Source organism: Methanosarcina barkeri str. Wiesmoor (assembly GCF_000969985.1).
Taxonomy (GTDB): Archaea; Halobacteriota; Methanosarcinia; order Methanosarcinales; family Methanosarcinaceae; genus Methanosarcina; species Methanosarcina barkeri_B.
Window position 1 is genome coordinate 185,109 of sequence record NZ_CP009526.1, and the last position, 14,575, is coordinate 199,683.

Here is a 14,575-nt window from a genome sequence, read left to right on the forward strand (position 1 = left end):
TTTTACTCTGATGGCCATTTTAGAGTCAGAGCCTGAATGGATGCAAAACTATATATGTTTTGCATTATTATGCATAACTATGCGCCCTAGAAAACGAAGGATGGTGGATTTCGAACATTCGGCAAGGCAGTTTAGGCCTTTATGTCCAGAAAACGAAATTCCCGAAGAGATCTTGCTGACAATAGACGAACTCGAGGCCATGAGACTCAGCTTTCTAGAAAAGCTTTCCCAGAGTGAAGCTGCAGTCCATATGGAGGTTCATCAGTCCACTTTTCAGAGGGCGCTGAAAAAAGCACTTGAAAAAGTAACTGAAGCGCTTGTCTATGGGAAAGCGATAAGAATTGAAGGAGGAGATTACAGGATGCCAAGAGGAGACGGTACAGGTCCTGCAGGTCAGGGCCAGGTTGGCGGTGGAAGACGCCGCGGACAGGGCAGAGGCCAGGGAGGACGGTTCGGCGGAAGTGAAGGAACCTGCGTATGTCCTGCCTGTGGGTATGAGACTCCCCATATTCCGGGGGTTGCCTGCAACCAGGTGAAGTGCGAGAAATGCGGAAGTCCTATGGTCAGAAAGTGAGTTACAAAAGTGGTTCGAAAAAAGAATGGGAGAAAAAGGTCAGCCAGTGTTTTTTGCCACTTAAGTTCAGTTTGTCTTATCAGGGTTGTTTTAAGATTTTACCTGATAATATTATGACTTCACAAAATTAATGATAAATTAAAGATGCAATGAAAGGAGTTGGAAACAATGCCACATGGAGACAGAAAAGGTCCGATGGGTGATGGACCAAAGACAGGAAGATCTATGGGTTACTGCTCAGGTAGTGACAGTCCGGGTTATATGACCAGAGTTCATGCAGATGAAAACCGGAACATTGGCCGTGGAGCTAACCGTGGTGTAGGTCGAGGTATAGGTCGAGGTGTAGGTCGAGGTGTAGGTCGAGGTGTAGGTCGAGATGCAGGTCGAGATGCAGGTCGAGGTATAGGTCGAGATGCAGGTCGTAGAGCAGGTGCAGGTTTCTACTGCGGGAAAACACCAGGTTTTGGAAGAGTTAGAGGGTTTGCTTCCCGAGATAGGTATCCTGGATATTCCTATCCTGAACCTGCCCAGAAAAAGGAAGAGTCAAATATCGATTTCCTTGAGAACCGGATAGAGTCCCTGAAACAGGAACTTGGAACTCTTATGGAAAGTTTAAAGAGACTGCAGTCCCAGAAAAGCGATGAAAATAAACAAATTGACAAATAAGTTCAGAAATGAGTTCGTTAACAAGACAATTCATTGGTGAATTTTGATACTCATTAATGAGTTTTAAAAATAAGTTTCTGGTGGAACATAGAGGGATTTCCATCTATATACTTGGAAATCCTTGATAAATTTTCTGTTTTTTAGATCCTGATTTTTTATGAAAGGAAGAGTTAAAAAATGAGGTCAAGAATTGTTTACGGCCCGATTCTTTCAAGAAGGCTCGGTAGGTCTCTGGGTATAGATATAATAAAAAATACCGGTTCGAAAAAGAATTGCAACTACGATTGCATCTATTGTCAGTTAGGACATGTTGAACTAAAAATTAGAAGCCCTGAGGATGTAAGGGAAGCTGTGACTCCAGAAGAGGTTTCCGAAAGCCTTCAAAAGGTCATTAGCAATATTGAGGGACTTGATTATATTACATTTTCCGGTACATGCGAACCGACTCTGAACCTTTCTTTGGGGGAAATGATCCGGAATATCAGGAAAATAAGTGGGGTTCCTATCTGCGTAATTACGAATTCTTCTCTTTTGGGAAGAGGAGACGTTCAAAATAATCTGGTAGAGGCAGATTTAGTAGTTGCAACCTTTGTTTCTGGAAATGAAGAGACCTGGAGAAAAATTCACAGGCCTGCTCCGGGAATTGACCTGAAGGAAATAATTGAAGGTTTGAGGAAACTTGCAAAAGCTGGAACTGGAAAGAGACTTGCACTTGAGGTCATGCTTCTTGAGAACGAAGCTGGCGAGCCACTAAATTTTACTGACGAAGAGATCAAAGAGCTGGTAAAAACAATCAGGTACATATGTCCAGATGAGATCGAGATACTAACAATAAGCCGTCCTCCTTCCGAAAAATGGGTGAGACCAGTTCCAGAAGAAAAGCTAAAGGAAATTGCAAAGCGTTTCATTTCTGAATTCGGAGATAGAAAAGTAAAGTTAGTTTTGAAGGAAAAAAAGAAGAAAGTAAAAGTGTTACGTACAAATGTGGACGAGGAGGTGTACGCCCTTCTTCTCAGAAGGCCCTGTACTTTCGAACAAACATGCCGGAGTTTAAATCTTGATCCTGAGAATCTCTCTTCTGTGCTCGAGAAATTGCTTGGCGAAGGCAAAATAGAAATAATAAGCTCAGAGGTTGAAAAGTATTACAGGGCAAAATGAACTTCATAAAAATGTACACTGCTAGCTGCCTATGTGCACCGCTAGCTGACTTTATCCTGAAAAATAATTTTTAGAGAAAAATAATCATTTCTCATAGAATAAAGGTTTTTTCGATTACGAGAAAAGGTCTGTAGCTTTTGTTTCTCAACTTCAAAATTGAGATTACTTTTTAAGCTTCTGAAAAAAGGAAGATCTTTCCAATTTATATTTCTTCTGTTACAATTTATCATGGAGGACTTCTTTTTGCCAGTTCTTGATCAACTGAGGAAATTACATATTCATTTTTATCGACGCCTCTCAGTTTGGCAATAACTTCATTGTCGTTTTCTTCCTCTTCGACCTGTTCTTCAACGTACCACTGCAGGAAAGAAGCTGTAGCTTTATCCTTCTCAGCGTTGGCAAGCTCTACCAGTTCGTGAATTGAACGGGTGATGAACTGCTCATGCTTCAGTGTCTGCTGGAACATATCCATAGCTGTCCCAAATCCCATAGGCGGCTCTTTGATCTCTTTAAGTTTAACCTTCCCACCCTGGTTGTTTACGTAATCGAAAAGCTTCATTGCATGAATGTTTTCTTCTTCAACCTGGACTCTAAACCAGTGGGCAAAACCCGAAAGCCCAACTGATGAACTGTACGCTGACATCGCAAGGTACAGGTAAGACGAGTACATTTCTTTATTGATCTGCTCATTTAGTGCTTCTTCCATCTTTTCACTCAGCATTGATTTCCCCCCATTTATTTTTTGAAAAGGTTTCTTCCCGGCTTTTCACTTTGTATCGCTGGATGCGATATTGGCTGAGACTATTTTTTCTTCTTGACCACAACGGATGAAACTTTCAGGTTTAAACCTCTCATGTACAACAAGTACCGGGATTTTTGAATTTCTCATAACTTTTTCGGATACACTGCCAAGCATGAAGCGTTCAACCCCGCTTTTTCCAGTAGAGCCTATGACAATCATGTCAACTTTTTGATTCTCTGCAAAATCCAGGATTTTTTCAGCCGCATTTCCTTTAAGCAATATGGGTGCAGCTTCTACTCCGACAGTTTTTGCTTTTTCTTCTATGCAGCAAATTGCGTCACGGCCAACTCTCTCAAACTGTTCGTAGGCATTTTTTACCCACGATTCATCCATCAGAATGGAGTCAAAAAAGCTTATATCGATGACGTATACAGCATAGACTTTTGCCCCACTACACCCTGCAATCTCTATCCCGAAATCCACTACGTTTTCAGCGGCTTTTGAGCCGTCAGTAGCAATCAAAATTCGTCTTTGCGGTTTGGATTTAAGTTCATTGCTTCCTTCTATACTTACTCCCCCTCTATACTTACTCCCCTCTCTTAATTATTCAAAAGATAAGTTCCAAAGATAAACTTCAAAATAAAAAATTTGAGTTATGGAATCGTCTCGCTAAAGTGTTCCGGATTTTCATCCTTTTCACGGTCTTTTTTGGGTCCCCTTTTTCTGAAGAATAGGCTCTTGTATCAAAAACGTGCAAAGCATAAGCTTTCCTTCGCTTAGACTTGCAGTCTCCATCCCGACACTTATTGCCCGCGCACCATTTTCCGGGCCGTTAGTAGCAATCAGGATCTTTTTGTAAAAAAATCTTCCCCCATTCCCTTTTTCCTCCCCATCTACTCCACTTTAAGCTGACTTTTTGACTTAGCGACCTAACACTAATCAAATTGTTTCTAAAAATATCAGGTTGTCTAATTTAACTAAATCGTCTAGTTTAGCTAGATCGTCTAATTTAGCTACTCAGAACCGGTTATTCCTGTATCAACTTTTTCTCACTTTTGTGTTTTTCTCGAACAACCAGAACTGGAATTTTTGCATGCCTTATAACTTTTTCAGATACGCTACCAAGTAGTACACGCTCATATCCACTTTTTCCAAGTGAACCCATTATGATCATATCGATGTTATTATCCTCTGAAAAAGTCACAATCTTCTCAGCCGGATGGCCTTTAAGTACCCTGGATTCAACTTCCACTCCTGCCTCTTTTCCAATCTTTTCTATATAAGAGGTTGCTTCCTGTCCTTCTTTTTCGAATTCTTCAAGCACTTTGTCTGACCAGATTTTGTCCAGTGGAACTGAGCGATAAGGTGTCGTGTCGATAACATAAACAGCATATATCTTTGCTCCACTACATCCAACCATTTCGATTCCGAAATCTGCGGCTTCGTTTGCAGTTTCTGAGCCATCGGTAGCGATTAGTATCTGCCTTCTCGGTCTAGATTTAATTTCAATATTTCCTTCCATAATTACCCCTCGTATTCTCTATTTGTGTTCCTGAATTTGTATTCTCGCATTATGGATTTTTATACTTATGCATTTGAGACTTTTCAGTATATTCAAATCCACAGGTTGCAATCAGAATCCTTCAAACTTGTGTTCTATATTCTGACCACTTCATTTTACTATCTATCTGAATATTGATGTGTTCATATTAATAATTTTCATCCAATTATTCTCAAAGAAATGAAAATGTGTCTATGAAGACAAAAAGTATATACCTTGAAATATAATTCTCAAAGAGGAGGGCAGATCTTGAGAAAATTGGGAACCAGGCCAACTCAAGTCTTATTTTTAAAGAGTTTCTTTTTAATATTCTTTATTACTGCTTTCACCTTTGGAAGTGGATGTATCAAGAATTTTGAAGAAGAGAGCTACTACAATATTAGGGATATGGACATCTCAGCAGACCGTACAGGAGCGGCTTTTATAGACCTGAACGTCACAACGTATGTTGAAAAAGTTCAGGGGGACAGTGCAAAGAACACCTCGCTTCTCCTTAAAGCTTATAGCCGGGAAAGCGGGCTGCTTGAAACACAAAAGAAGATAGAACTCGGAGCGCTAAAGAAAGGAGATACGATATCAGTAAGTCAGGTCTTGACCCTTCCGAAAGCTGGAGGATACGATCTCCAGAGTGTCCTTTTTGAAGAAAATGTGCAGAAAGGCAATGGCAAAATCAAAGTTTACAACCTGGATGCTCTGCCTGCCGATGTCCAGGAAACAGGGCTTGGGATTCCCGAAATGGATTTCCGGGTGAAAAAAGTGGAAGATGGAAAAGTCCTTGTTGAAAGTGATATCTATCTGACAAATGAAGGCCGGGAAACCAGCAAAGATTTTCGTATGCTTGTTAAGGTCCGCGAAATGGATGCCGGACTCCTTGCGGATAAAATCTGGACGCGCACAGGAAAAATCAAACCTGAAGCCACAATTATCCAGACTGTCAACCTGACAATGCCTGATCAGTACAATTACATTGTCGAAGTCCTGATTTGGAACAATGACACAATAGTCGAGCGCGGAGAGGGATATATCCAGCTCAGCCCCATGATAGAGGTCAAAGAAAAAAATACTACTCAGGCTCGAGAAATCCAGACAAGCGAATTTGAAAATGTGGTGGAAAGTGAAATGATTCCTGAAGAGGAATCTATGGCTGAAAAAGAATCTGCACCAGGATTTAGCCTATCTTTATCGGCAATTCTGCTCTGTTCGGCAGCAATTCTCAGGAGGCGGTTTGCGTGAGTGAAACCTTAGATATTAGACCAGAGCCAAAAGCGGAAAAAGTGTCAGACCTGAGGGAGAATTTCAAAAAAGGAATCTTCCTTATTTCAATGCTGCTTCTTCTTGTAGCTACTTTTCAGCTCTATTTTTCCATAGAGCGGATAATTGAAATCTGGTTTGAGTATCAATATATCCCAATTTTCAGAGCTGTTTATAACTTCTTTGTCTTGATTGCAAGTCTGTACATCATCAGGCTTTACATTATAAAGCGCTGAAAAATAAAACACTTGAAAAATAAAACACTTGAAAAAATCTGAAAATTAAAAATTGCTGATCGGGAGATGTCTGGAAGGAGATGTCTGAAAGGAAAGGTTTGAAGTCTCAGGCCTCTTCCATCAGTTTTTTTACGGTTTCAAGCACCAGGACTGCATCTTCCCTTTTTACGTCGACCTCATTGCCTGTACAAAAATCCAGGATGGATTTTTTCTTTTCTTCCGGGATCAGTCCCTTTTTCACTCCTTCTTTTACAAGTCCGAGATAGCTTCGGTCAGGGTAATAAGTGTCAATTGCAGCCTCCAGGAGACCTTTATGCTCTTCTGTGCTCACAAGTCCTGACACGAGTGCGGCTTTCAGTGTTTCCCTTATATTGACAAGAGGCACGGAAATGGGCTCGAAAGTGTCAGGATTTGTGCTTACTGCAACTTCATCGTCGGATTCAATTACACCGTCCCTGTACCATTCGTAAACCTTTCCTACACCTATCATCCCATGGGTATCCAGTTCCGAAGCTCGGAGAGCTCCCATGCTTGCGCCTCCGACTACCTTTACTCCTGAATCAAGCGCAGACAGAATCTCCCTGTGGCCTACAGCAGCCCTGTCAAAAAAAATCCCGTCTATTATTCCTATGATCTTATACCCTTTCTGGACGAATTTTTCAAGCTGGAACCTGCGTACAGGAGGCTGGTAATTTGCCCTGAGGATTTTTCTTGCGTCCTCATGGCTGATGCTGTTGCCTGTAAAGATTACCGCTCTTGATTTCATCGTCTCTTCCACGGCTTTTCATTTTTGTTTCTGGAGAATTCTTTCTTCCTTTGGGAACCAATTCTTTTTCCTTTACGATCACGATCAATAGTAAAAAGTTCAAAGCCTGGAATTATTACTCGGACAACCGGCACTTTAACTTCTTCTCTTGATAGGTCTACCACCAGCACTCTCTTAGCAAGGCCCTTAAGTTTTTCGAGGATCACATCGATATTTTCTGCAGGGCTTTTTCTGGACAGGTCCTGCACTTCGGAAAGAGAAATTTTTTCTCCGTCTTCGAACCAGAACCAGTTCAAACGTTTCATGCGTTCGTATCCCACGCTTCGGATAAAACCTTCCCGATCCGTATCTTCCCTTGCTCCCTGGATTTGAACTAATCGGGACTGTGCAGCTTCGGTTATTGCCCGTGAAACTGCAATTTCGGGTTTCAGGTGAGAGCCTGCCCCCATGACAAGAAGCGCGGGGTCTTTCAATTTTACGTCGTCAGTTACCGCAATTACTGTTGGAATGCCGGTATCGCTTGGAACCAGCCAGATTTTGAGTTCTATTCCTGCATCTTTAAATTTGCTGGCAAGTTCGTACAAGTATCCGTCTTCCTCAGTCAGCACGATTTCTTTTCCGAGGTTGCGGGAAAACTGTGCTATGCTGATTGCATCCCTTTCTATAACTTCTAGCAGCCCGTGGAGAATAGCTTCCTCAATCACGTTTCCGGAAGCCAGCCCGTTGGTATTGCTCAGGAAGAGCTTCTGGCATTGTCCAGGAGAGTCGTAAGGGTGGTAAACTGAGTTCGAGCTTACGAACACTTCTTCATTGTTCATCAAATCGTATGCTCCAATCCATTCAAGCAAAGACTGGGGGAGATAAGGCTGGGGCAAAAGTAGTGTTTCCGGGTCGAGCACTTTGCAGCTTTCTGTAGCCCTGGTATAGGATTCTACAAGAGTCGGGGCAGAAATCTCACCTTTAATATTTGTGTTCAGGCCAGGCTTTTCTGCAAGGCAGCGCTCAAAGCTTTCCATTATTGCTGAAATCCGGGCCCGCTGCTCTGTTGATCCCTTGCCTGAGTATATACTGATCGCTCCCTTTGCGGCACTGGGGCGGATTGCCGAAAAAATAGGAATTCCGAGCCTATCAAGGTTTGTAATATCTGCAAGTCGGGTAACCCCTACCTTTTTTACCTCATCTTTAGTGTTTTCCAGGGTTGTGGCTTCGTCATATACTCGCTGTGTACCTTCGAGATATGAGATCGATCTGTCAAGTTTTATTTCAGGCATAATTAGAAACCTTCCATCTCTTGTTATATATTTTGTGATTTTTTGGGTATCGAGTTTTCTGTTCGGGAGATTTTTATGTATTACTCTTAAGACTTTCTGGGAAAGATATCCCTAATGCAAACACGGTGCAAGGATACTGCAACTTTAATACAAACATGCTGCAAACATCTGCCGAATATCTGCGAATATCTACGAAGTCTGCGAACATAGTATAAACAGAATATAAACAGAATAATACTATATATTCAAGGACCTATAAGTATGTAAAAGGGTTTATAAGGGGGTTTTGTCCGATGAATCTTCAAAAATTGTTTCTGGAAGAAAATGTAGGAGGCTTTGATCTCCTGTTACGAACTATGTGTGGAGTACTTTCAACTCTCGCACTGTCAACAGGCCTTGTAAAAAAATCTCCCTGGAAATGGATTGTTGCGGTGATGGCTTTCACTGGGCTTTTCAGCTCAATCCTTAGGCACTGCACTCCCTATTCTATTCTTGGGATCAATACCGCAAAGAAAAAGAAAGCTTCTGTGCAGGAAGCTTATTTCAATAAACAGTACTTCAGGAGATCCTAATTCTCCATTTTATTTTTCAACAGATCTCAATCTCAAAATTAAATTTTTAAGTTCAGGTCAGTTTCTCTCAAAATTCTATTCAATATTTGTCTTTTCTTTAAATTTTAAATTTTCATTCTAGTGCATTGATTCCAAAGTATGTCAGGAATGAATTTTTTTGAAAACCATGGAAAGCACGGAAGACACGGAAATAAGTAGTAAAGGCGTGTTTCTGCTGTGCTTTCCCTGTTTTTCGTGGTTGCAATATCCAGACCGAATTACTCTGCAACCGGTTGCGTTTTCCATGTTACAGAATTTCATATGACTTTAAAATAATATTTGTGTCATAAGCTGCAATTATTTTCTTATTATGTATTTGAGAATCGATGCACTAGTTTGTACCTTGATTGATATCTCTCTTTTATTCAATAGTTGACCAACATTATAAATATTTTTCCTGCTTTGGAGTTCAAAAACATAAACTGTTATAATAATGGAAGGGTTAAAATAAAATAAGTATCTATGCCTATTTTTATAATACTATACCACAATTAATTTCAACCGTTTTGATTTTATAAGTTTAGTATTACTTCACGCAATATTTATCTTAAATCTGGAGATGAAGAAAAATGAACAGTACAAAAAGCTGTGAAGTTAGATGTACAAAGTGTAAAAAATGGTTCAGCTCACAAATTATTCAATTTGAGGATGAAGAATCATTTCTGCATTCCATAATGTACAAGAATACAGAAGAATGCCCTCATTGTAAAGCGATGGTTACCCACGACAAAGAAATCATGAGATTCGTAGAAAAAGATAGCAATGGTGAGGTCATTAAGGAAACCAGATATATATATGATTTTTAAGCTCTGTAGATATTCTTAGAGACAAGAATCCCAGTTAATTTCTAAGTATAGTCATGAGGCTAAATAATGCAACTGCTCAAATGAGATACAATGAGATTTTTGTTGCAACAATTACAGGTGTGACTATAATTTACGTTGCTTTAATTTAAACTGTTTTATCCCAAAATCATTTCGCTTTTTTGATTTTTTTATTTCAGTTATACATCTTATACAGGTGACTCATTATTTTACTTCAACTTCGAATTTGTTTTATTTTATAGATTCATTCCACAATACCAAAATGGAATGGAATTTACTAAGCGTGTAACTTTTTGCGTCGCATGCTGTTGTATTATGTATTTTACTTCAAACTGATTTGGAGTCTGCGAAATCATTTCAGGATACAGCATGTGCATGGTCTTTGATTTCGCAATTATATATCCTGTTTTTAAATCCTCAAACACCTATATTTATTTTAGTAATTACATAAGACAATTAGATACGTTTATTATATTTGGGCACGTAGATTAAAATATGTCTTCATTGCCGCTTGAAGATTTTGGGTCTATCAGTCGTATTCCTTTGGATATAGCTTTTAGGGATGCTATTTTTATCGGGATCTTTAGCGTTATTTTGTTCTTTATTCTGGTCCTCACTGTGCGTCATAGTGTTAGGATAGCACAGAGCAGTTAAATCTTCTCACATGTATATTTTTTTATTTTCCCTTTAAAAGGCTTAAAGCAACTTCGTTTAGGCTTCCTTTCCCTGTACCTGTATTTGTTTGTGAATTTTTTGAATATTTTTCAGTTTTTCCTGCTTTTTATACTTTGAAATTAATCCTTTGAATTAGCTGGTTATAACAGAATTTCTTATTTTTTTCGCCAGGATATTTGGTTCGTTTGTTTTATTAGCTCTAATATATCAGAAATTCTAATATACTTAAAAATAAAATTAAAATCAGGGGAATTGGGAAAATATGCAGGCTGATAACAAAGAAACAGGTATCGGGATTTCTAAAACTCAGGTAAACGAATCTTCATCTCATGATAATGACTACAATTCCGGAGGGGACATGCAAGGGAATTCCCGTAAGTCTCACGAAGAAAGCGGGAATAAGCCTGCCGGAAAGGTGCATCGGAGTCCTTCCGAATCTCAAAAGATGCGTCCTGAACAGAAATCGCTGGATCAAGGGCAAAGTGAAGAAGTGAAGCTTGGGAGCTCTGAGCAGCGTGAAGAAATGAAACATGAACAGCACGGTGAAAATGAACACGAGGGACATGAACTGCAAGAAGAGTTAAAACACGATCAACCTGGCGAAATGAAACGCAAACAGCATGATGAGACGAAGTATGAGCAACATGACATGAAAGATGAGACGAAACATGAAGGCATGGAACACGAAGGCACGGAACATGAAGGCATGAAACACGAAGGAATGGAGCACGAAGGAATGGAACATAAAGGTCATGAGGCTGCAGGTGGAAAAGGACACGGTAACCACCATGCTCACATGCTTGAAGATTTCAAAAGGCGATTTATTGTTTCTTTCGTGTTAACTTTCCCGATTTTGCTGCTTTCGCCTATGATCCAGGATTTTTTCAACTTTGAGCTTCGTGTTCCAGGTGCGGCTTATCTAACCTTTTTGCTTTCTTCGGTCGTTTATCTCTACGGCGGGTATCCGTTCCTAAAAGGAATTAAAGACGAACTTTCTGAAAAGTCACCTGGCATGATGACCCTTATAGCCGTTGCAATCAGCGTGGCTTATTTTTACAGCTCGGCTGTGGTTTTCGGGCTTCATGGTAAGGTCTTTTTCTGGGAGCTTGCAACTCTTATCGATGTAATGCTTATCGGACACTGGCTAGAGATGCGTTCGGTTATGGGAGCTTCAAGAGCTCTTGAAGAGCTGGTAAAGATTATGCCTTCGGTTGCCCACTTGAAAAAAAATGGTGAAGTTGTTGATATCGGGGTTGACCAGCTAAAAGTCGGAGATAATGTTTTAATCAAGCCTGGGGAAAAGGTTCCTGTGGACGGCATTGTTGTAGAGGGGACAAGCAGTGTCAATGAATCAATGCTTACCGGGGAGTCGAAGCCTGTAACGAAAAAGCCGGGAAATGATGTTATTGGCGGCTCAATTAATGGAGAAGCGGCTTTTGTTGTCAGGGTAGAAAAAACCGGAAAGGATACCTATCTCAGCCAGGTTGTCGAACTTGTCAGGGCTGCCCAGGAAAGCAAATCAAAAACCCAGGATCTTGCAAACCGGGCTGCCATGTATCTAACAATCATAGCTCTTACTGTGGGAGCTCTCACTTTTATTCTCTGGCTTCTTTTCGGCCAGCAGCTTGTCTTTGCACTGGAAAGGGCAGTTACTGTAATGGTTATTACCTGTCCGCATGCCCTTGGGCTTGCAATCCCTCTGGTAGTTGCAGTTTCGACGTCCATTGCTGCAAAATCCGGGCTTCTCATCCGGGACAGGCAGGCATTTGAAAGAGCACGCAATCTTCAGGCTATCATTTTTGACAAAACAGGAACACTGACCGAAGGTCGGTTTGGGGTTACGGATATAGTTTCTTTTTCAGGCGAAGAAAATGGAACCGGGGATGATGGAGGAGAGGGCAATGAAAGAATCTTGAGTCTAGCAGCTTCCCTAGAAGCCAGTTCGGAACACCCCATTGCAACAGGCATTCTGGAAAGTGCAAAGGAAAAAGGGGTGCAAATTCAGTCTGTGGAAGAATTCAGTTCCATTCCTGGAAAGGGAGTACAGGGCCTGGTTGAAGGAAAAAGATTCCTTGTTGTGAGTCCTGGCTATCTTGAAGAAAATGGAATTGCTCTCAAAAACGAGAAAGTTGAAGAAATCGAAGCGCAGGGGAAAACCGTTGTGTTCCTGCTTGAAGAAGACAGGGTACTTGGAGCTGTTGCACTTGCCGACATTATCAGGAAAGAGTCCAGGAAAGCTATCTCGAAACTTAAAAGCATGGGAATTAAATGTCTCATGCTTACAGGAGATAATCGTTATGTGGCAGCCTGGGTATCTAAGGAACTGGAGCTTGACGATTATTTCGCAGAAGTCCTTCCTCACGAGAAAGCTGAGAAGGTCAAGGAAGTTCAGGCGGAATACACCACAGGTATGGTCGGAGATGGGGTTAATGACGCACCTGCTCTGGCTCAGGCTGATGTCGGAATAGCTATTGGAGCAGGTACTGATGTTGCAATTGAGACCGCTGATATTGTCCTGGTAAAAAACGATCCTAGAGATGTGGTTGATATAATCGACCTTTCCAGGAAAACTTACTCCAAGATGTATCAGAATCTCCTCTGGGCAACATGGTATAACGTTTTTGCCATTCCTCTCGCAGCCGGGATACTCTATGGCTATGGAATCTTACTGAGCCCTGCTATGGGTGCTGTTTTCATGAGCCTGAGCACTGTGATCGTAGCAATAAACGCTCAAGCTTTAAAGATGGAATGATTTTATGCTGGGAACCGTGCACAGTATAAAAAAGATACTTGCTTTTGTCGCACGGGCTCCCACTATACTCAGATTTATTTCAAGTTATGGGGGCGAAAAGGAAAATCTAAATTTAAGTTGTAAGTGGGAACACTCATTAAAAAGTTACTGGAAGGGCTTCGCTCCAGAACACAGGTGCTAAAAGTAATTCGTTTTTACTTTTCTTTATTTTCCCAGTTCCAGAAGCCTCTTAGGACGCCGGATGAGATAGTATAGAAAAGCTCCTACGATATAGGTTAAAATAATTATTATGACCCATATAAGGCGTGTGTTTCCTATATCTGTCTCATTCTTCGCACAGTCAATAAGAATCCATATCCAGAAAACAAAGGAAAGTAAAGCAATGAATGCGAAAAGAATAAAAACATAAGAAAAGCCCATCATTTCATTAACCTCGAATATTTATTTTCAGATTTATTCTTATAAATTAATAGCTTTTTAAAATTATGTATTATAGTGAGATTTTAATACTTAACTATTTGTTTTATTGCAAAAGATGTGATTTTATTCAACTCATTTGTTATCTAAAAAATTTATTTGTTAACTAAAATTTATTTGTTAACTAAAATTTATTTGTTTTTTGCACAACTTATTACTAGTTCATTGATTCCAAAGTCTATCAGGAATGAATTTTTTGAAAACCACTGAAAGCACGGAAAAAAACGGAAAGCACAGCAGAAACACGCCTTTACTACTTATTTCCGTGTCTTCCGTGGCTGTAATGTCCAGACCGAATCACTCTGCGATTGATTGCGTTTTCCGTGTTACAGGAGGATTCTATGTGACTTTAATATAATATTTAGCCACGAAGCATGTTTGGGTGTGAATACAAATTCAAATTTATCAGGAACAGTTTCCTGGTATTTCCGAGTTTCCATTGAGGTGTGTATTTTGTGATTATCCATCAGAATTTTTATCTTTTTTTTTCAACTGAATTTATAATAATATTTAAAAATGTTATCATGTTGGTCTGTGCCTGTTGCCGAAAGTAGGTATTAAATAATATAACTTATCTATATACTTAATAATTTAATAATTTATATTAAGAATTAACAACAAAAATATAAAATTATTACTATATCTATATTTACTTTTTAATCTATACTAAAATTTTTATTTTAATATATAGCATTAATAAATATAAACATATGCTTATTTTAATATCTGACAACTGCAATTAAAAAAATCAAGATTATCTCAAAACTAAATTTGATTGTACAATTGGGATGTAAATTCGACTTAAAGGTAAATATATGTCTGAATTTCAGAAAAATTTCCAATTAGAATTTAAACTAGACAATCTCAATTATCCTATTGTATAACTGAGTTGAGTTTTAAGGCAGCCTGTACTACAAATTATATAGGAAACCCAAGATTTCGAAGATTAAACAAATTATTTATGGAGAGTGGAAAGCACGAATTCTAAATATACTACAAGTCAAAAATCCA

The 14,575-nt window shown here is 39.7% G+C and carries 15 protein-coding genes and 1 pseudogene; 9 read left to right on the forward strand and 7 right to left on the reverse strand.

Translation table 11 applies throughout. The features are described from left to right. Positions 1–100: 100 nt before the first annotated feature. The 3 genes from MSBRW_RS00910 to MSBRW_RS00920 all read left to right on the forward strand — a co-directional run bounded on the left by MSBRW_RS00910 (position 101) and on the right by MSBRW_RS00920 (position 2,398). Positions 101–574 carry a DUF134 domain-containing protein gene (locus MSBRW_RS00910; RefSeq protein ID WP_230669900.1) on the forward strand — a complete coding sequence of 158 codons (474 nt, stop codon included), beginning with the start codon at positions 101–103 and terminating at the stop codon, positions 572–574. 168 nt (positions 575–742) lie between these two features. Then, positions 743–1,240: a DUF5320 domain-containing protein gene (locus MSBRW_RS20650; protein ID WP_011305856.1), complete on the forward strand. Its 498-nt coding sequence runs from the start codon at positions 743–745 to the stop codon at positions 1,238–1,240. A 177-nt stretch (positions 1,241–1,417) separates the two neighbouring features. Further along, entirely contained in the window at positions 1,418–2,398 is a 981-nt protein-coding gene (locus MSBRW_RS00920) for a radical SAM protein (RefSeq protein WP_011305855.1), read from the forward strand. A gap of 226 nt (positions 2,399–2,624) precedes the next feature. Here MSBRW_RS00920 and MSBRW_RS00930 read toward each other — a convergent pair whose 3' ends face one another. The 3 genes from MSBRW_RS00930 to MSBRW_RS00940 all read right to left on the reverse strand — a co-directional run bounded on the left by MSBRW_RS00930 (position 2,625) and on the right by MSBRW_RS00940 (position 4,662). Beyond that, on the reverse strand, positions 2,625–3,119 hold the full coding sequence (locus tag MSBRW_RS00930) for a ferritin (protein ID WP_011305854.1): 495 nt from the start codon (positions 3,117–3,119) through the stop codon (positions 2,625–2,627). A 45-nt stretch (positions 3,120–3,164) separates the two neighbouring features. Then, positions 3,165–3,662, reverse strand: a complete 498-nt coding sequence (locus MSBRW_RS00935; RefSeq protein WP_011305853.1) for a universal stress protein — start codon at positions 3,660–3,662, stop codon at positions 3,165–3,167. Between the two features lie 505 nt (positions 3,663–4,167). Next, complete coding sequence (locus MSBRW_RS00940) at positions 4,168–4,662, reverse strand: universal stress protein (RefSeq protein ID WP_011305852.1); 495 nt, start codon at positions 4,660–4,662, stop codon at positions 4,168–4,170. 288 nt (positions 4,663–4,950) lie between these two features. Between MSBRW_RS00940 and MSBRW_RS00945 the strand changes: the two genes are divergently transcribed. Together MSBRW_RS00945 and MSBRW_RS00950 are read left to right on the forward strand one after the other, a co-directional pair. Further along, positions 4,951–5,934, forward strand: a complete 984-nt coding sequence (locus MSBRW_RS00945; RefSeq protein ID WP_011305851.1) for a DUF7490 domain-containing protein — start codon at positions 4,951–4,953, stop codon at positions 5,932–5,934. Then, complete coding sequence (locus tag MSBRW_RS00950; RefSeq protein ID WP_011305850.1) at positions 5,931–6,188, forward strand: hypothetical protein; 258 nt, start codon at positions 5,931–5,933, stop codon at positions 6,186–6,188. Before MSBRW_RS00945 ends, MSBRW_RS00950 begins: the two co-directional genes overlap by 4 nt. 106 nt (positions 6,189–6,294) lie before the next feature. Here MSBRW_RS00950 and MSBRW_RS00955 read toward each other — a convergent pair whose 3' ends face one another. Together MSBRW_RS00955 and MSBRW_RS00960 are read right to left on the reverse strand one after the other, a co-directional pair. Next, the gene (locus MSBRW_RS00955; RefSeq protein ID WP_011305849.1) at positions 6,295–6,954 is read right to left on the reverse strand and encodes a TfuA-related McrA-glycine thioamidation protein; all 660 of its coding nucleotides are present in this window, start codon (positions 6,952–6,954) and stop codon (positions 6,295–6,297) included. Next, positions 6,951–8,225 (reverse strand): YcaO-related McrA-glycine thioamidation protein, encoded by a 1,275-nt coding sequence (locus MSBRW_RS00960; protein ID WP_011305848.1) that lies wholly within the window; start codon positions 8,223–8,225, stop codon positions 6,951–6,953. The genes MSBRW_RS00955 and MSBRW_RS00960 overlap by 4 nt, the downstream gene beginning before the upstream one ends. A 293-nt stretch (positions 8,226–8,518) precedes the next feature. Between MSBRW_RS00960 and MSBRW_RS00965 the strand changes: the two genes are divergently transcribed. The 3 genes from MSBRW_RS00965 to MSBRW_RS00975 all read left to right on the forward strand — a co-directional run bounded on the left by MSBRW_RS00965 (position 8,519) and on the right by MSBRW_RS00975 (position 13,087). Next, entirely contained in the window at positions 8,519–8,797 is a 279-nt protein-coding gene (locus tag MSBRW_RS00965; protein ID WP_011305847.1) for a YgaP family membrane protein, read from the forward strand. 608 nt (positions 8,798–9,405) lie between these two features. Beyond that, the gene (locus MSBRW_RS00970; RefSeq protein ID WP_011305846.1) at positions 9,406–9,642 is read left to right on the forward strand and encodes a hypothetical protein; all 237 of its coding nucleotides are present in this window, start codon (positions 9,406–9,408) and stop codon (positions 9,640–9,642) included. Positions 9,643–10,597: 955 nt separating this feature from the next. Next, a complete protein-coding gene (locus MSBRW_RS00975) occupies positions 10,598–13,087 on the forward strand; it encodes a heavy metal translocating P-type ATPase (protein WP_011305845.1) in 2,490 nt (829 codons plus the stop codon). A 204-nt stretch (positions 13,088–13,291) separates the two neighbouring features. Here the strand turns inward: MSBRW_RS00975 and MSBRW_RS00980 are convergent, their stop codons facing one another. Continuing rightward, on the reverse strand, positions 13,292–13,510 hold the full coding sequence (locus MSBRW_RS00980) for a PLDc N-terminal domain-containing protein (protein WP_011305844.1): 219 nt from the start codon (positions 13,508–13,510) through the stop codon (positions 13,292–13,294). 250 nt (positions 13,511–13,760) lie between these two features. Between MSBRW_RS00980 and MSBRW_RS22810 the strand changes: the two genes are divergently transcribed. Then, a complete protein-coding gene (locus MSBRW_RS22810) occupies positions 13,761–13,922 on the forward strand; it encodes a hypothetical protein (RefSeq protein ID WP_196298059.1) in 162 nt (53 codons plus the stop codon). Here the strand turns inward: MSBRW_RS22810 and MSBRW_RS20655 are convergent. Continuing rightward, positions 13,918–14,046: pseudogene (locus tag MSBRW_RS20655) on the reverse strand (transposase); the annotation flags it as partial. The gene MSBRW_RS22810 and the pseudogene MSBRW_RS20655 sit on opposite strands and share 5 nt — an antisense overlap. Between the last annotated feature and the right edge of the window lie 529 nt (positions 14,047–14,575).